A 16026-nucleotide genomic window follows, 5' to 3' on the forward strand; every position below is an offset into this window, starting at 1 on the left:
GACCCATAACCACAGGAAGTGGTTTGGCGGAGACTCGGAGTTACCGACTCACCCCATAACCGCTCCCTGTGGTTATGGGTCCCGGCCTTCGCCGGGATGACCCGTGGAGGGAGTCAGCGCAAAACCCCATCCAACGCCGGCAGACCAAAGACGACCGCCATCGCAATCAGCGCGTAGCAAATCCCGCGAAACATTTTTTCGCTGGCGCGGCCGAACAGCGAGGCGCCGAATGCGACGCCGATGGCATAGACCGGACCGACGATGAGCGAGAGCACCAGCGATTCGCGGCTGATCAGGCCTGTCGTCGCGTAGCTGACCATCGAGAAGAAGTCCGAAGCGCCGAAGAACAGCAGGATGTTGGCGCGCGCAACGATCGACGCGATCGGGCGGCCGAGCCAGTAGCCGACGATCGGCGGCCCGCCGGTCTGTGCCAGCCCGCTGCAGAAGCCGGAAAGGCCGCCGATGCCGACGGAGAGCCAGGCGTGGTCCTTGCCGCGATAGCGCCAGCCCGACAGCAGCAGCAGCAACAGCGCGGCGACGAAGCAGGAGATGATCCAGCGCGTCGTGACGGGCTCGAGCACGCTGAGGAAATAGGTGCCGATGGGCACGCCGATCAGCGCACCCAGCACGATTACGGCGGTGGCCTTGCGGTCGGCCTTGCGCCATGCGTCGGGCAGCAGCGGCACCGCCGCGACGAAATCGATCACCAGCAGCAGGGCGGCAACGAGCCGCGGCGCCGCGAAGCTGCTCGCCAGCGGCATGAAGATCAGCGCCGAGCCGAAGCCGGAAAAGCCGCGCGCGGTACCCGAGACGAAGGCGACGGCGCAGAGCGCCATCGCAATGGTGAGGCTGACGTCCTTCGGGAGGAAGTCGGCGAGATTCATGCGCTGCGATGCTGGAGCATGATGTCGTCCGAAAACCGCTTCACACTTTTCGGCATCATGCTCTCAACGTGCCGCCGGTCTTCTTCGTCACCTCCGCCACGACCTTCGCGGCGACAGCCTCGATCTCCTGGTCGGTCAAGGTCTTCTCGCGCGGCTGGATCGTCACCGCGATCGCGATCGACTTCTTGCCGTCATCGATGCCCTTGCCCTCGTAGACGTCGAACACGTTGACGCCGGTGATCAGCTTCTTGTCGACGCTTAGCGCGGCGCGCACGATGTCGCCGGCCTTCACTGTGCGGTCGACGATGAAGGCGAAGTCGCGTGACACCGGCTGGAAGGCCGACAGCTCGATCACGGGCTTGGCGCGGGTCGGCTTCTTCTTGGCCTCGGGGATGCGGTCGAGGATCATCTCGAACACCATCAGCGGACCGTCGGCGCCGAGCGCTTCCAGCGCGCGCGGATGCATCTCGCCGAAATAGCCGAGCACGTTCTGCGGGCCAATCTGGATCGTGCCGGAACGGCCCGGATGCAGCCAGCCGGGACCGCCGGGTACGATCTGAAGCGCCTGCATCGGCGCGCCGCTTGCGGCCAGCACCGCCAGCGCATCGGCCTTGGCGTCGAACAGGTCAGCCTGCGCCGAGCCCGACCAGTGCCGTCCGAGACCTTCCGAGGACGCAAAGCCGCGGCGCACGCCGCTTGCCGCCATGAACTGATCCTGCGGGCGATCGCCCTTGAAGATCTGGCCGACCTCGAACAGCGCGACATCGCCGAAGCCGCGATCGGCATTGGCCTGCGCCGCCGCGATCAGGCCCGCCAGCAGGGTCGGGCGCATGTCGGAGAGGTCAGAGGCGATCGGGTTGGCCACTTCCAGTTCGCGCTGGCCGCCGCCGAACAGTTTTGCCGCAGACTTCGTGATGAACGACCACGTCACCGCTTCGATGATGCCGCGGCTCGCGAGCGCGCGCCGCGCCCGGCGCGTGCGGAGCTGGAGCGGGGTCAGCACCGGTTTGCGCGCGTCCTCGCCGCGCTCGAACGGCGTCATCGGCACCTTGTCGACGCCGTAGATGCGGACGATCTCCTCGACGATGTCGGCCTTGCCGTGCACGTCGGTGCGCCACGAGGGCACCGCGACCTTCACCACCGGGCCGGGGCCCGCCATCATGAAGCCGAGATGGGTCAGGATGCGCTTCATCTCCGGCTGCGGCACCTCGATGCCGGACAGGCGCTTGACCTCGGTCACCGGGAAATCGATCACGCGGTCGTCGCCGAAGGCCTTGCCGACCACGATATTCTCGGACGGCGCGCCGCCGCACATCTCCATCACCAGCCTGGTCGCGAGCTCCAGCCCCGGCACCATGAAGGCCGGATCGACGCCGCGCTCGAAGCGGTAGCGCGCATCGGAATTGATGCCGAGCTTGCGGCCGGTCTGGGCGATGTTGATCTCGTTCCACAGCGCCGATTCGATCAGCACGTCGGTGGTGTTCTCGTCGCAGCCGGAGGCCTCGCCGCCCATGATGCCGGCGAGCGATTCGACGCCGTGCTCATCCGCGATCACGCAGGTCGCGGAATCGAGATTGTAGGTGCGACCGTCGAGCGCGAGCAGCGTCTCGCCGTCGCGGGCGCGGCGCACCACGAGATTGCCCTTGACCTTCCTGGCGTCGAACACGTGCAGCGGGCGCGCGCGGTCGTAGGTCATGAAATTGGTGATGTCGACCAGCGCGTTGATCGGACGCAGGCCGATCGCGGTCAGCCGCTTCTGCAGCCATTCCGGCGACGGGCCGTTCTTGACGCCGCGCACGAGGCGAAGCGCGAAGCCCGGACACAGCGTCGCATCCTCGACCGTGACCTTCACCGGGCAGGGGAATTCGCCCTTGATAGCCTTGATGGTCGGGTCCTTGAACTTGCCCATGTCGGCGGCGGCGAGGTCGCGCGCGATGCCGTGCACACCGGTGCAGTCCTGCCGGTTCGGGGTCAGGTTGATCTCGACCACGGGATCGCCGAGCGCGGCCCATTCGGCGTAAGCAGCGCCGATCGGCGCATCCGCCGGCAACTCCATGATGCCGTCATGGTCGTTGGAGATCTGCAGCTCGGCCGCCGAGCACAGCATGCCGCGGCTCTCGACGCCGCGGATGGTGCCGACGCCCAGCGTGATGTCCTTGCCGGGAATGTAGGTGCCGGGGGCTGAGAACACGCTGACGAGACCCGCGCGCGCGTTCGGCGCCCCGCACACGACCTGCACGGGCGCGCCACCATCACCGGTGTCGACCATGCAGACGCGCAGGCGATCCGCATTCGGATGCTGCTCGGCCGAGATCACCTTCGCAATGGTGAACGGCTTCAGCGCCTTCGCCTTGTCCTCGATGTTCTCGACCTCGAGCCCGATCATGGTGAGCTTCTCGGCGAGCCGCTCCAGCGGCTCGTCGGTGTCGAGATGGTCCTTTAGCCAGGAGAGCGTGAATTTCATGGTGCCGTTCCTAGAAAACCTCGATCAGGCGAAAGCGTTCGCACATGAGCATCATGTCTTCGCGAAATTTGCCTTGCCGACCGAAATAGTTGCGATGCGCGTTGCGCCAGTAGTCGAGACTGCGATCACCTTCGCCTTCGTCGAAGGCAAAGGCCGCATCAACCTCGCCGAAGCGGCGATAGCTCACCTCGGTCGATTCGATGATGCAGCGTGGCTCTCCGCGTCCGTCGAGCACGATCCAGCGTTCGCCCGGCGTCGAGGTGTTGGGCTCGTCCTCGGTGCTGCATGTCGCGGTCTTGACGCCCCGGATCACGAGATCGAGCAACTCGTCGGCCAGCGCCGGTCCGTCGCCGAAGGCGAACGACCGCAGGCCGCGATATTGCTCCGGGACGGCGCTCAGGTTCACGTGCTCAATCCCCCCGCGAGCGTCGGGACTTCCAGCGGCTTGAAGCCGTAATGGGACAGCCAGCGGACGTCGCTGTCGAACAGCTGGCGCAGGTCGGCGATGCCGTATTTCAGCATGGCGATGCGGTCGATGCCCATGCCCCAGGCAAAGCCCTGGTACTCGTCGGGATCGATGCCGCAAGCGCGCAGCACGTTCGGATGCACCATGCCGCAGCCGAGAATCTCGAGCCAGTCCTCACCCTCGCCGAAGCGGATCTCGCCCTTGTCGCGACGGCACTGGATGTCGACTTCCAGCGACGGCTCGGTGAACGGGAAGAACGACGGGCGGAAGCGCATGTTGATGTGGTCGACCTCGAAGAACGCCTTGCAGAACTCGTGCAGGATCCATTTGAGGTGGCCGAGATGCGAGTGCTTGTCGATGACGAGGCCTTCGACCTGGTGGAATTGCGGCGTGTGGGTCGCGTCCGAATCGATGCGATAGGTGCGGCCCGGACAGATCACGCGGATCGGCGGCTTCTGGCTCAGCATGGTGCGCACCTGCACCGGCGAGGTGTGGGTCCGCAGCAGCATGCGCGAGCCGTCCTCCTTCGGATGGAAGAAGAAGGTGTCGTGCATCTCGCGCGCGGGATGGCCTTCCGGGAAGTTCAGCTTGGTGAAGTTGTAGTCGTCGGTCTCGATATCCGGGCCTTCGGCGACCGAGAAGCCCATGTCGGCGAAGATCGTGGTCAGCTCGTCCCAGACCTGGCTCAGCGGATGGATGCGGCCGGCCTCGGCCTGCGCGTCGCGCAGCGGCAGCGTCACGTCGATGGTCTCGGACGCCAGCCGCGCATCGAGCGCCGCCGACTTCAAAACGTCGCGCCGCGTGGCGAGCGCCTCGGTGACCTTGTCCTTGGCCTGGTTGATCGCGGCGCCTTGCGTCTTGCGCTCGTCGGGCGACATCTTGCCGAGCGTGGCAAGCAGCGCCGAGATAGAGCCCTTCTTGCCGAGGGCTGCGACGCGCACCGCTTCGAGGGCGGCTTCGTCGCCGGCGGCGGCGATCTGGTCGAGGATGGATGCTTCAAGCGTTGCGAGGTCGGACACAGTCAAATCCTTGCTGCCAAATTCGGCTGGGTTGTCGCCGCCCGAAGGGCGTAACGTCAAGCAAAAAGCCGGTCATTTCGCGCTCTCGACCAGCTGGGTTGAACCTCGCACGGGGCCCCGGCACCAAGGGAGGATACGAGGAGACTTCGTGATGTACTCAAGGTCCTGCCTGGCCATTCTGGCCGTCGCTCTGTCGGTCGCCGGCACCCCGGCACGCGCCATGGTCTGCATGGAGAAATCCATGACGCTGGACGAGGTCGTCGACACCATCAACGCCCAGAAGGGCTGCGAAAGCGCGATGAAGGTGTTTCAGGATTGCCAACTGACCGCGAGCGGCGATGTCCAGCTCGGCGCCGCCGTCGAAAAGAAATGCGAGGCGGACTTCAAGCCCGGCCTCAGTGCCGCGCAGGCGCAGGCGTACAAAAGCGAGATGCACGCGTGCGACGTCAAGTACCGGAACAAGTCCGGCACCATGTATCTCTCGTTTACGGCATTCTGCCGGGCGCAGGTCGCCCAGCGTTACTCGCAACGCGCGCTGAAGGCTGCGGGCCAGAAGGCCCGCTAGCGTTGGCCTTATCAGGCTGCGAGCGCAGCCTTTTAGGCGGCCAGCGCTGCCTTGGCCTTCTCGGCGATCGCCTGGAACGACGCGGGCTCGTTGATCGCGAGATCCGACAGCACCTTGCGGTCCACGGTGATACCCGACTTGGCGAGACCGTCGATAAATCGGCTGTAGGTCAGGCCGAACGGACGCACAGCGGCGTTGAGGCGCTGGATCCAGAGCGCGCGGAACGTCCGCTTCTTGCGCTTGCGGTCGCGGAAGGCGTACTGCTGGGCCTTCTCGACGGCCGGCTTGGCGGCGCGGATGGTGTTCTTGCGGCGGCCGTAGAAACCCTTGGCGGCCTTGTAGACTTTCTTGTGCTTGGCGTGGGCGGTCACACCGCGTTTGACGCGAGACATGACAAAAATCCTTCAGAGATGACTTGGTTTTCGGATCGCCGCGCGAGGCGCGGCTGAGGTGGCAGTGATCGTGGACGCGATCAGGCGTTCGGCAAGAAGTACTTCTTGACGTTGTCGCCGTCGGTCTTGAACAGCACGCGGGTGCCGCGAAGCTGACGGATCTGCTTCTTCGTCCGCTTGATCATGCCGTGACGCTTGCCGCGCTGGGCGTGCATCACTTTGCCGGTGGCAGTCACCTTGAAGCGCTTTTTAGCGCCCGATTTGGTCTTCAGCTTGGGCATTTGGCTCTCCTAATGGCCACGGAAATCCGCCCGCGAAGGCGGCTGGCCGTCAAAAATGCTCGTTAGAGCGTTGATTGTGCTCAGGTTTCTACGAACAAGCGCGGAACCCGCACGAAACACCGCCACGGCAGCCCTTAATCAGCCGGGCGATGAAGGCTGGGCTTATGCCAGAGCGGCAGCCAATTGGCAACGATGAACCGCCAAAACCCGCCCGCCGACTATCCGGAGTTGCCACCCTCATCGTCCAGGCCGTGTCGCCCGGAGGAAGGACCAAAATGGCCCATTTCCCGCAATTTGTCCCGCAATTTGCCCGCCCGCGCCGTCTGGCGCTGCTTGCCGTGCTCGCCGCCGCCGCGCTGCCGTCCGCCGCCGATGCCCGCGCCGGCCGCTATGACGGCATCTGGAACGTCACCTTCGCCACCACCCGCGGCAATTGCAGCTCAGGCTACAGCGTCCCCTTCACCGTGACCGGCAGCCGCGTCTCGTCCGCCGGCGGCGGCCGGGTCTCGGGCAGGGTCAAGCGCTCCGGCACTGTGGCGGTCAATGTCTCGGTCGGCGCGTCCCATGCCAGCGGCGGCGGCCGGCTTGCCGGTGTGAACGGCTCCGGCGCATGGAGCGGCATCATTTTCGGCGACCGCTGCAGCGGCACCTGGCAGGCGACGCGGAGCTGACACACAAACGGCCCGCCGGAGAACCGGACGGGCCGTTAACTCTCAATTCCAAATAACTGGCGTCAGCGCGGCGCCAGCACCATGACCACCTGGCGGCCTTCGAACCGCGCGTCCTGCTCGACCTTGGCGAGCTCGGCGACGTCGGTCTTGATCTTGTCCAGAAGCTTGGTGCCGATCTCCTGGTGCGCCATTTCGCGGCCGCGATAGCGCAGCGTGATCTTGACCTTGTCGCCCTCTTCGAAGAACCGCTGCATCGCGCGCATCTTCACGTCGTAATCATGATCGTCGATCATCGGACGGAGCTTGATCTCCTTGATCTCGACGGTCTTCTGCCGCTTGCGGGCTTCGGCGGCTTTCTTCTGAGCGGAATACTTGTACTTCCCGTAGTCCATGATCTTGCAGACGGGAGGGCTGGTATTCGGCGAAATCTCGACCAGATCCATGCCAGCTTCCTGGGCCATCTTGATGGCGACGACGGTCTCGACCGTGCCTTTATTGTCACCGGTCTGATCGATCAGCTGGATCTGCGCATTGCGAATATCATCATTGATGCGCGGCCCGTCTTTGCTGGCAGCGGGCGGAGCTTTATTAGGACGGCGAATGGGTGGTTCTCCAAAGTTGTGAAAGAAGCGGCTATTTTGAAGGAAGATGCGTTTGCCGGCAAGCAAGTCGCGTACGCGAAGCGAAAAACCGTTAAATGCGAGGCATTTTGGTCACGCCTGGCGGCACGCTGACCGACATAGACACCTTGACCCTGTTCCGCAAGCGTCCCAAAGGGCCAATACCGATGTCCGGCGGTGCCACGGAACGCGCCCAGACAGCTCAAACAGCACAGCCAGAGTAAACGTTCCATGACCGATGCAATTCCCGATACCGTGCTCGATTTCATCGATGTGGGCGAGGGCGCGTCCGCGCGCAGGATCGCGGTGCGCCGCCGCGCCGGAAAGGGCCCCGGCCTCGTTTGGCTCGGCGGGTTCAAATCGGACATGCAGGGCAGCAAGGCGCTGGCGCTCGACGCCTGGGCCAGCGACCATGGCCGCGCCGCGGTCCGGTTCGACTATTCCGGCCACGGCGAATCTGGCGGCGATTTCGCCGACGGAACCATCGGGCGCTGGCTGGAGGAGAGCGTCGCGGTGTTCGAGCGGTTCTGCGACGGCCCGCAGATCCTGATCGGCTCCTCCATGGGCGGCTGGATGGCGCTGCTGCTCGCGCGCGAGATCAGGAAGCGCCAGGAGAAGCAACAAGCCAAGGCGTCGCTCGCCGGCCTCGTGCTGATCGCGCCGGCGCCCGACTTCACCGAGGAGCTGATGTGGAAGAATTTTCCGGCTGCGGTGAAGAAGGAGATCGAAACCAAGGGCGTCTGGCTGCGGCCGTCCGAGTATGGCGACGGCTCGCCCTATCCGATCACGCGGAATCTGATCGAGGAGGGCCGCAACCATCTCGTGCTCGGCAGCGCCATCGATCTCGGCTGCCCCGTCCGCATCCTGCAAGGCGCGCAGGACCCTGATGTGCCCTGGCAGCACGCCTTCGCGCTGACGCACCGCCTGCCGGCCGACGACGTCGTGCTGACCTTGATCCAGGACGGCGACCACCGCCTCTCGCGCCCGCAGGACATCGCGCGCATTCTTGCCGCGGTGGCCGAGATCGGGTGAGGTGTTGCCAAGCATTAGGTGTCATCGTCCGCCTTGTGCGCGATTGCGCACTGGGGCGGACGATCCAGTATTCCAGAGACGGTCGTGTTTAATCGAGAGGCCGCGGCGTACTGGATGCCCCGCCGGAGCCTGTCATCGGGCTCGCCGAAGGCGAGACCCGGTGGCGGGGCATGACCAAGAAGTGGGAGCCTCGCCGATGACCACCACAGCCATGCTGCGCGCCTTCTGCGATGCCGTCGAGCAGCGCAACGGCCGCGCGTTTGCCGAGCTCTTCACCGAAGACGGCGTCTATCACGACGTCTTCTACGGCGCGTTCGAAGGCCGCGAGAAGATCGCCGCGATGATCGACGACTGGTTTTATCGCACGGCGACCGATTTCCGCTGGGACATGCATGATCCCGTCACCAACGGCAGCACGCTCTATGCGCGCTACACCTTCAGCTATCGCTCGACCTTGCCGGAAGCGAACGGCGCGCGGGCGATGTTCGAGGGCGTTGCGATCATGACGCTGAAGGACGGCAAGATCGCTGCCTATCACGAGGTCGCCAACACCGCGCCGGCGTTTGTCGATTTGAAGTTTGCAGCCGAACGGATTGCCAAGATCGTCGCCAAGCAGGGCGCGGCGCTGAAGGCGCGGCCGGAGATGAAGCGGCATCTGGCGTAGCTGTCATTCCGGGCTCGCGACTTCGTCGCGCCCCGGAATGACGGCGGAGACTACCGCTTCGACGGATTCGCCATCGGCTTGCGCTGCGCCAGTGCGGCGACGGTGGCGGTGCCGATCGGGCCCTGTTCGTCGTAGAGCCAGCATTCGCCGATCGCGACACCGTCCGTGCCGTGATGGTTCACCACATCGAAGCCGATCCAGTTCGTCACCGGCAGGCGGTGCAGATAGATCGTGACGTCGCTGTTGATGTAGCCGAGCCCCTTGTCGCCGGCGTTCGCGAACGGGCTCGCGAAATCGGCGCCAACCGCGACATGGACGAACGGCGTCATCGGCACGCCGGCAACGAGCTCGCGCACCTCGCTCATCCAGAGCCGGCGCGGCCCGAGCGAGCCCATATGGCCGACGATCGGCCGCGTCGTCCATTTGCCGTTCATGCCGAGCCTGGGATCGGTCGGCTTGGGAATGTCGGCCGGCTTCGGCACGTCCCAGTTCGGCGGCGACCAGACATTGCCATCGGGATTCTGCGTTTTGCGCAGCAACTGACACGAGGCGCGCGCCATGCCGACGCCGCCGGAGACGAATTCCGCCTCGACCACGCGGATGCGCAGTCCGTCGCGCACCAGCCGCGTCGTCACCTCGATCGGCTTGTCGATGGTCGGCAGCCGAAACATGTCGACGGTGAGCCGCGCCGGCACGAATTCGGGGCCGGAATGGCGCTCCTCGATGGCGAAGCCGAGCAGGCCGACGATGACGCGTCCGTGCAGCGATTTCGGATCCCACGGACCATTGGCAACTTCCGTCGGGTGGAAAGTATCGCCGTCGCGGGTGAAGAAAGGCATGTTTGTCATGGCGCGCGAGCTTGAAGGAACGCGCAGGGAAATCAAGGGTGGGGGCTCGCGTGGTCAGCGGTGGCGCATGCTTCCCCACACGCCACTGTCATCGTCCGCGAAGGCGGACGATCCAGTATTCCAGAGGCAGTAGTGATTGAGCCGATAGGCCGCGGCGTACTGGATGCCCCGCCTTCGCGGGGCATGACACCGAGAATTAGGAGGCGGCTTGCCATTCCTCGCGCACACTGTCGTCGTGTTCGTTGGAAATCGCATTTGCCCCGAGCGCCTCAAACTCCTGCCGCGCCACCAGCTGCCCCAGCGCCCACACCGCCGCGCCACGCACCAGTGGGCTCTCATCACCCAGCAATCGCCGCGCCTCCTCCGCGAGCGCCGCTTCTCCCGAATTGCCGATCGCGATCAGCACGTTGCGCAAGAAGCGGTCACGGCCGATGCGCTTCACCGGCGACTTCGTGAACAGCGCACGAAACGCCGCATCATCGAGCCGCGCCAATTCGGCAAGGCCCGGTGCACGCAGTTCGTCGCGCGCGGCGAGCCTGGCCTCGCGTCCCGCTTGCGCGAACTTGTTCCAGGGGCAGGCGGCAAGGCAATCGTCGCAGCCATAGATGCGGTTGCCGATCGCCTTGCGAAATTCGCGCGGGACCGGTCCCTTGTTCTCGATGGTGAGATAGGAGATGCAGCGGCGCGCATCGAGCTTGTAGGGCGCGGGGAACGCCGCGGTCGGGCAGATGTCGAGACAGGCCCGGCACGAGCCGCAATGATCGATCTCGGCAGCGTCGCGCGGCAAGTCGAGCGTGGTGTAGATCGCGCCGAGAAACAGCCATGAACCGAACTCGCGCGAGACGAGATTGGTGTGCTTGCCCTGCCAGCCCAGATGCGCGGCCTGCGCCAGCGGCTTCTCCATCACCGCGGCGGTGTCGACGAACACCTTCACTTCCGACGGCGCGGTCGCGACCAGCCAGCGCGCCAGCGCCTTCAGGCGCTTCTTGATCAAATCGTGATAGTCGTCGCCCTGCGCGTAGACCGAGATCGCCGCGCGCGTGCGCTGCTCGAGGATCGCGAGTGGATCTTCGTCGGGACCGTAGTTGACGCCGAGCATGATCACGCTGCGCACGTCCTGCCACAGCCCGCGCGGATCGACGCGGCGCTCGGGCTGCGCTGCGAGCCAGTCCATGTCGCCATGGCCGCCCGAGGCGATGAATTCGAGGAAGTGCTTTCCGGCAGTCTCGATCGAGCCGGGCTCCGTCACGCCGATGCAGTCGAAGCCGAGCGTCTTTGCCTCGGCCGTCAACTTCGTCTTCAGTTCAGACAGATCGGCCGAGCTCAGAAATCCAGGTCCACATAGGTCCGCGACGCCGGCACGCCGGCGAGCCATTCGCTCAGCAGCGGGCGGAACGACGGGCGGGATTTCACCCGCGCGTACCACGCCTTTGCTGCGTCGTCCTCGCTCCATGGCACGTCGCCCAGATAGTCGATCGCCGAGAGGTGCGCCGCGGCGGCGAGATCCGCGTAGGTGAGCCGGTCGCCGGCGAGGAAGTTACGCGTCTGCGCCAGCCAGCCGATATAGGCCAGATGATAGCGCACATTCGCCTTGGCCGCGCGCATCACGTCGGCCGAAGGCGCGCCGCCGCCGTTCTCCTCGCTCATGAAGCGCTTGTAGATCCGCTCGGTGACGAGAGGGTGCGAGACCTCCTCGAAGAACTTCTCGTTGAACCAGGCCATCAGCCGGCGCACCTCGACGCGCTCGCCAAGCGTCTCCGGCATCAGGCGCTTGGGTCCCATCCCGGCGCCGTAGGCCTCGTCGACATATTCGGCGATGATCGCCGCGCCTGGTATCGGCGGCTGTTCCTCGTCCACCAGGACCGGCGTGGTGCCGGCGGCATTGAGCAGCAGGAATGCCTCGCGCCGTTCCCAGCTGCGCTCTTCGACCAGTTTCAGGTCGAGCCCGTATTCGCCCACGATCAGACGGATGAAGCGCGAATGCGGACAGAACGGATGATGAAACAGCGTAAACATGAAGCCTTTGACTATTTGATGGTGCTTAAGAATCCATCAATGTTTGTGCGGCGCCACACTAGTCCTTCAAAACCGCGAAGCAAGACCGTGATGATCGTATTTTGCGATTGCAGCATGGGGACGAATAGGCGAGAAGAACCCCGCTTTTCCAGCGGAAATGGACCGTAAATATGTCAGATGCAATACGGGCAGTGATCCTCGGCATCATCGAGGGTGTGACCGAGTTCCTTCCCGTTTCCTCGACCGGCCACCTGCTGCTTGCGGAGCGCTTTTTTCATCTCGGCGAAGGCGCCTTCTGGGATTCGTTTACGGTTCTGATCCAGCTCGGCGCGATCCTCGCGATCGTCGGGCTCTACTTTAGGAAGCTCTGGGACGTCGTGATCGGCTTCTTCACGGGCGACACCTATTCGCGCCGTTTCGTGATCGGCGTGCTGGTGGCCTTCCTGCCGGCGGTCGTGGTCGGCCTCGTCGCCGGGAAATACATCAAGAGCGTGCTGTTCAATCCGTGGGTCGTGTGCTTCACGCTGATCGTCGGCGGCGCCATCCTGCTCTGGGTCGACAAGCTCGACCTCAAGCCGCGCGAGCACGACGCCACCCGGTTTCCGCTGCTGATGTATCTCTACATCGGCATCGCGCAGTGCGTGGCGATGATCCCGGGCGTGTCGCGCTCCGGCGCCAGCATCGTCGCCGCCATGCTGCTGGGCGCGGACAAGCGCGCGGCGGCGGAGTTCTCGTTCTTCCTCGCGATCCCCACCATGATCGGCGCGTTCGCCTACGACTTCTACAAGAACCGCTCCGAGATGACGATGGACCACATGGGCATCGTCGCGATCGGCTTCGTGGTCTCGTTCATCACCGCGATCATCGTGGTGAAGACGTTTTTGACATACGTCACCCGCCATGGCTTCGTGGTGTTCGCCTGGTGGCGCGTCATCGTCGGCACGCTCGGCCTGATCGCGCTGGCATTGGGGCGCTGACGTCCGAAGACGTCGACGCGCCAAGGCGCGCAAATTCCGGCGATTGTGGGATTCGCACTGCGGCCACGGCGGCGGTGCACTCCCTCGCCCCGTTTCTTACGGGGAGAGGTGAAAAAGAGCCTCAAACGCTCATGCGCTGGAACTGCCCGGCGGCGCGGAAACGCCAGAGATATTGCGGAGCGATCGCTTCCAGCGAATCCGGCGTGATGCCGAGGCCTTCCAGCGTCAGCCCAGCCGCCTTCGCCGCATCCGACACGACGTTGTCGCGCTCGAGCAGCGTGACCTGGTCGGGCGTCAGCTTGAACGCGCCCGGCGCGAATTGCAGGAAGTTGGCCTGGAAGCGGGCAAGCCCGAACGGCAGCGGCACCAGCATCGGCTTGCGAGCGGTGATCTCGAGGATGGCCTCGATGATCTCGCGCATGGTCAGCACTTCCGGCCCGCCGAGCTCGTAGGTCGCGCCCGCCTTGGCCTTGCCGTCGACCGCCTCCGCGATCGCGGTGGCGACATCGCCGACATAGACCGGCTGCATCCGGGTCCTCTCGCCGATCAGCGGCAGCACCGGCGACATCCGGGCCAGCGCCGCAAAGCGGTTGGTGAACTGGTCCTCGGGGCCGAACATCACGGAGGGACGGAAGATCGTGGCCGAGGGCACCGCGGCCAGGACCGCCGCCTCGCCGGCCGCCTTGGCCTTGGCATAGCGCGAGGGCGATTCCGCGTCGGCGCCGATCGCCGAGACATGCACCAGGCGGGCCCCTGCGGCGGCCGCCGCCTTGGCGACGGTCTCGGCGCCCTTGGCCTGGACCGCGTCGAAGCTCTGTTTGCCACCCTCGGTGAGGATGCCGACAAGGTTGATCACGACATCCGAATCACGCAGCGCCGCCTCGACCGAGGCCGGGTAGCGCAGATTGGCCTGCACCACATGGACCTGCCCGACCTTGCCGGAGGGCTGGAGGTATCCAGCCAGTTCCGGCCGCCGCACCGCGACCCGGACCCGGTAATCGCGCTTGCACAGCGCCCGGACGACATTCCGGCCCAAAAACCCCGATCCGCCGAAAACCGTGACGAGAGTTTCCAGATTCGATGCCATGGGGATCTATTCCTGAGGGAGAGTGCGCCTGACGAGGCTTGTATCGGGCCGGTTTGCGATGCGCAATCCGCAAGCCGAAACATGGCTCAAGCATGAATTGACAACGGCGTCACCGAACCGTAGTAACCGCCTCCGTGCCCCAAACGGCATGCCCAGGTGGTGGAATTGGTAGACGCGCTGGCTTCAGGTGCCAGTGGCTTAACGGCCGTGAAGGTTCGAGTCCTTTCCTGGGCACCATACAATTCTGGATCGCAAACAAATCCAGATAGATAAGCCCTTTCAGAGTGTTGCGTTGGCCCCGACTGTGTAACAATGGGGTGTAACATTGCTGTTCAGGGTTGTTCGGCCGATGCGCCGGGATGGGTCTCGCTTTCCTCTTTTCGTGCAGCGCATTCCGGCTGATGTCCGGCGCAAAGTTGTCGGTTTTGAACTGGCGATTCCGCTCGGTGACGGCTTCGTTTTCGTGACGCCTAGCGAGGGTGCTCAGGCCGTCCGTTTCTCCCTTCGCACCACAGAGCCTAGCGAAGCCAAGAGGCGTCAGGCGCTCGTTGCAGCGCATCTGGCGACCGTCTGGGAGGCGTTCCGCAATGACGCCCCGGTGCATCTCACCCACCGGCAAGCGACCGCCTTGGCGGGCGAACTCTATCGCGTTTGGGCAGACAGCGAGGGCCACGCCCGGAGTGTCGCCATGGTCCATACGCCCGGAGTCGGCTGGGCGCCCGACACGGAGAACCAGGAGGAGCAGGAAGCCCACTGGGCGGCCGTAACGGAGATGTGGGAGAGGGTCGGCGGAGACGGTGAGGCCAAGAAACTAGAGAAGGCGCTCGGGCCTATCGTGGACCGACTCTTGCTCACCAAGGGAATCCGCCGCGTGGATACCGAATCACGCGCCCTCTTGCTCACTGCCTTTTGGATGGCCCTGCGTGACGCCTTCGCTAGCCGCCAACGGAACGCCAAGGGAGACTATTCGCTCGATGCCAAGGCCGCCCGCTTTCCCGAGTGGCAGGCCCCGGCAGATGCGCTGAAGGAAAAGCCAAAGCGGGGCGCCTCCAAGAGTTCCCTAACTGGCCTTGTTGAGGATTGGTGGAAGGAAGCGAAGAGGGCCGGTCGCAAGCAGAGCACCTATGAGAGCTATCGAAATTCGATGGCGCGTCTCGTGACATTCCTGAAGCATGACACGGCGAACCGGGTGACGCCTGAGGACATCGTTCGCTTCAAGGATTATCGCGTCCAAGGCGGCGTGAGTCCAAAGACCGTGAAGGATAGCGACCTCGCAGGCATGAAGACGGTGTTTGGATGGGCGGTCGTTAATCGTCGGCTGCACAGCAATCCGGCCGAAGGGATCACCATCAAGGTCGGCAAGTCGCGCAAGCTCCGGTCTAAGGGGTTCTATGATTCGGAGGCAATCGCCATCCTGAAGCACGCCCGCGAGTTCGCGCCCGGCCGCGAAGCCCCGAAGCTGGCGGCGGCTAAGCGGTGGGTGCCGTGGCTGTGCGCCTTCACGGGTGGCCGCGTGGGCGAGATGATTCAGATTCGCAAGGAGGACATCCGGCGCGAAGGCAAGCTCTGGGTGCTGCACGTGACGCCCGAAGCGGGGCCGGTGAAGACGGATGAAGCTCGTGATGTCGTGCTCCATCGGCAAATCATCGAGGAAGGCTTCGTGGAGTTCTTTGAGAAGTCGAAGGGCGGCTATCTCTTCATCGACCCCAAGGCCGGTGAGTTAGGCGTGCGCAACGCGATCAAGACGGCGCGTAACAAGGTCAATGAGTTCGTGCGTGAGGTGGTGAAGGATAAGAACGTTGATCCAAGCCACGGTTGGCGCCATCGCTTCAAGACGGTTGGCATAGATCAGGGCGTTGAGATGCGCGTGTTGGACGCCATTCAGGGGCACGCGCCGCGCAATGTCTCGGAAGGCTACGGAGACGTGACCATTAAGGCAAAGGCGAGCGCCATGGCAAAATATCCATCAATCGACGTCGCATAGAGGCAAGCCGCGCTTTCGGGAGTATCTCAGAAGACCAGTGAAATGCACGCGAATCG

General features: G+C 64.5%; 17 protein-coding genes and 1 tRNA gene. 7 read left to right on the forward strand and 11 right to left on the reverse strand.

The annotated features are described in order from the left end of the window. Positions 1-113: 113 nt before the first annotated feature. Genes E4K65_RS39480 through pheS form a run of 4 tightly spaced genes read right to left on the reverse strand, consistent with a single transcriptional unit; the run spans position 114 to position 4833 of the window. Positions 114-884, reverse strand: coding sequence for a sulfite exporter TauE/SafE family protein (locus tag E4K65_RS39480; RefSeq protein ID WP_135178692.1), 771 nt, complete (start codon positions 882-884; stop codon positions 114-116). Between the two features lie 55 nt (positions 885-939). After that, a complete protein-coding gene (gene pheT / locus E4K65_RS39485; protein ID WP_135178693.1) occupies positions 940-3348 on the reverse strand; it encodes a phenylalanine--tRNA ligase subunit beta in 2409 nt (802 codons plus the stop codon). A gap of 10 nt (positions 3349-3358) precedes the next feature. Then, positions 3359-3748 carry an ASCH domain-containing protein gene (locus E4K65_RS39490; protein WP_135178726.1) on the reverse strand — a complete coding sequence of 130 codons (390 nt, stop codon included), beginning with the start codon at positions 3746-3748 and terminating at the stop codon, positions 3359-3361. A gap of 2 nt (positions 3749-3750) precedes the next feature. Beyond that, on the reverse strand, positions 3751-4833 hold the full coding sequence (pheS, locus tag E4K65_RS39495) for a phenylalanine--tRNA ligase subunit alpha (RefSeq protein ID WP_135178694.1): 1083 nt from the start codon (positions 4831-4833) through the stop codon (positions 3751-3753). Between the two features lie 151 nt (positions 4834-4984). Here pheS and E4K65_RS39500 point away from each other — a divergent pair, with 151 nt between their 5' ends. Next, positions 4985-5398, forward strand: coding sequence for a hypothetical protein (locus tag E4K65_RS39500; protein ID WP_135178695.1), 414 nt, complete (start codon positions 4985-4987; stop codon positions 5396-5398). A gap of 32 nt (positions 5399-5430) precedes the next feature. On the opposite strand, the gene rplT is transcribed toward E4K65_RS39500, so the two are convergent. Continuing rightward, entirely contained in the window at positions 5431-5790 is a 360-nt protein-coding gene (gene rplT / locus E4K65_RS39505) for a 50S ribosomal protein L20 (protein ID WP_011083533.1), read from the reverse strand. Positions 5791-5870: 80 nt separating this feature from the next. Next, positions 5871-6071 carry a 50S ribosomal protein L35 gene (gene rpmI, locus E4K65_RS39510; RefSeq protein ID WP_008539890.1) on the reverse strand — a complete coding sequence of 67 codons (201 nt, stop codon included), beginning with the start codon at positions 6069-6071 and terminating at the stop codon, positions 5871-5873. A 275-nt stretch (positions 6072-6346) separates the two neighbouring features. Between rpmI and E4K65_RS39515 the strand changes: the two genes are divergently transcribed. Beyond that, positions 6347-6742 (forward strand): hypothetical protein, encoded by a 396-nt coding sequence (locus E4K65_RS39515; protein WP_135178696.1) that lies wholly within the window; start codon positions 6347-6349, stop codon positions 6740-6742. Between the two features lie 62 nt (positions 6743-6804). Here the strand turns inward: E4K65_RS39515 and infC are convergent, their stop codons facing one another. Beyond that, positions 6805-7344 carry a translation initiation factor IF-3 gene (infC, locus tag E4K65_RS39520; RefSeq protein ID WP_011083535.1) on the reverse strand — a complete coding sequence of 180 codons (540 nt, stop codon included), beginning with the start codon at positions 7342-7344 and terminating at the stop codon, positions 6805-6807. Positions 7345-7593: 249 nt separating this feature from the next. On the opposite strand from infC, the gene E4K65_RS39525 reads away from it, so the two are divergent. Together E4K65_RS39525 and E4K65_RS39530 are read left to right on the forward strand one after the other, a co-directional pair. Beyond that, the gene (locus E4K65_RS39525) at positions 7594-8394 is read left to right on the forward strand and encodes an alpha/beta hydrolase (RefSeq protein WP_135178697.1); all 801 of its coding nucleotides are present in this window, start codon (positions 7594-7596) and stop codon (positions 8392-8394) included. A gap of 196 nt (positions 8395-8590) precedes the next feature. Beyond that, complete coding sequence (locus E4K65_RS39530) at positions 8591-9058, forward strand: nuclear transport factor 2 family protein (RefSeq protein ID WP_167771521.1); 468 nt, start codon at positions 8591-8593, stop codon at positions 9056-9058. A 50-nt stretch (positions 9059-9108) separates the two neighbouring features. On the opposite strand, the gene E4K65_RS39535 is transcribed toward E4K65_RS39530, so the two are convergent. The 3 genes from E4K65_RS39535 to E4K65_RS39545 form a co-directional block, all read right to left on the reverse strand. Further along, positions 9109-9906, reverse strand: a complete 798-nt coding sequence (locus E4K65_RS39535) for an acyl-CoA thioesterase domain-containing protein (RefSeq protein ID WP_135178698.1) — start codon at positions 9904-9906, stop codon at positions 9109-9111. A 196-nt stretch (positions 9907-10102) separates the two neighbouring features. Next, a complete protein-coding gene (gene queG / locus E4K65_RS39540) occupies positions 10103-11281 on the reverse strand; it encodes a tRNA epoxyqueuosine(34) reductase QueG (RefSeq protein WP_135178699.1) in 1179 nt (392 codons plus the stop codon). Further along, complete coding sequence (locus E4K65_RS39545; RefSeq protein ID WP_135178700.1) at positions 11230-11922, reverse strand: glutathione S-transferase family protein; 693 nt, start codon at positions 11920-11922, stop codon at positions 11230-11232. Before E4K65_RS39545 ends, queG begins: the two co-directional genes overlap by 52 nt. Positions 11923-12092: 170 nt before the next feature. Here E4K65_RS39545 and E4K65_RS39550 point away from each other — a divergent pair, with 170 nt between their 5' ends. Continuing rightward, the gene (locus E4K65_RS39550) at positions 12093-12899 is read left to right on the forward strand and encodes an undecaprenyl-diphosphate phosphatase (protein WP_027543724.1); all 807 of its coding nucleotides are present in this window, start codon (positions 12093-12095) and stop codon (positions 12897-12899) included. A 121-nt stretch (positions 12900-13020) separates the two neighbouring features. On the opposite strand, the gene E4K65_RS39555 is transcribed toward E4K65_RS39550, so the two are convergent. Then, positions 13021-13986 (reverse strand): complex I NDUFA9 subunit family protein, encoded by a 966-nt coding sequence (locus tag E4K65_RS39555; protein ID WP_135178701.1) that lies wholly within the window; start codon positions 13984-13986, stop codon positions 13021-13023. Between the two features lie 150 nt (positions 13987-14136). On the opposite strand from E4K65_RS39555, the gene E4K65_RS39560 reads away from it, so the two are divergent. Continuing rightward, positions 14137-14223: transfer RNA gene (locus tag E4K65_RS39560), tRNA-Leu, on the forward strand. Between the two features lie 88 nt (positions 14224-14311). Then, positions 14312-15970, forward strand: coding sequence for a site-specific integrase (locus E4K65_RS39565; RefSeq protein ID WP_235885924.1), 1659 nt, complete (start codon positions 14312-14314; stop codon positions 15968-15970). The last annotated feature ends 56 nt before the right edge of the window (positions 15971-16026 follow it).

Origin of the sequence: Bradyrhizobium niftali (genome assembly GCF_004571025.1) — a bacterium.
GTDB classification, from domain to species: Bacteria; Pseudomonadota; Alphaproteobacteria; order Rhizobiales; family Xanthobacteraceae; genus Bradyrhizobium; species Bradyrhizobium niftali.

Excerpts from the sequence above, each read along its gene's own strand:
- E4K65_RS39480 (WP_135178692.1), bottom strand. The coding sequence starts at position 884 with ATGAATCTCGCCGACTTCCTCCCGAAGGACGTCAGCCTCACCATTGCG.
- pheT (WP_135178693.1), bottom strand. The coding sequence starts at position 3,348 with ATGAAATTCACGCTCTCCTGGCTAAAGGACCATCTCGACACCGACGAG.
- E4K65_RS39500 (WP_135178695.1), top strand. The coding sequence starts at position 4,985 with ATGTACTCAAGGTCCTGCCTGGCCATTCTGGCCGTCGCTCTGTCGGTC.
- rplT (WP_011083533.1), bottom strand. The coding sequence starts at position 5,790 with ATGTCTCGCGTCAAACGCGGTGTGACCGCCCACGCCAAGCACAAGAAA.
- rpmI (WP_008539890.1), bottom strand. The coding sequence starts at position 6,071 with ATGCCCAAGCTGAAGACCAAATCGGGCGCTAAAAAGCGCTTCAAGGTG.
- E4K65_RS39515 (WP_135178696.1), top strand. The coding sequence starts at position 6,347 with ATGGCCCATTTCCCGCAATTTGTCCCGCAATTTGCCCGCCCGCGCCGT.
- E4K65_RS39525 (WP_135178697.1), top strand. The coding sequence starts at position 7,594 with ATGACCGATGCAATTCCCGATACCGTGCTCGATTTCATCGATGTGGGC.
- E4K65_RS39530 (WP_167771521.1), top strand. The coding sequence starts at position 8,591 with ATGACCACCACAGCCATGCTGCGCGCCTTCTGCGATGCCGTCGAGCAG.
- E4K65_RS39535 (WP_135178698.1), bottom strand. The coding sequence starts at position 9,906 with ATGACAAACATGCCTTTCTTCACCCGCGACGGCGATACTTTCCACCCG.
- queG (WP_135178699.1), bottom strand. The coding sequence starts at position 11,281 with ATGGCTCGCCGGCGTGCCGGCGTCGCGGACCTATGTGGACCTGGATTT.
- E4K65_RS39545 (WP_135178700.1), bottom strand. The coding sequence starts at position 11,922 with ATGTTTACGCTGTTTCATCATCCGTTCTGTCCGCATTCGCGCTTCATC.
- E4K65_RS39550 (WP_027543724.1), top strand. The coding sequence starts at position 12,093 with ATGTCAGATGCAATACGGGCAGTGATCCTCGGCATCATCGAGGGTGTG.
- E4K65_RS39555 (WP_135178701.1), bottom strand. The coding sequence starts at position 13,986 with ATGGCATCGAATCTGGAAACTCTCGTCACGGTTTTCGGCGGATCGGGG.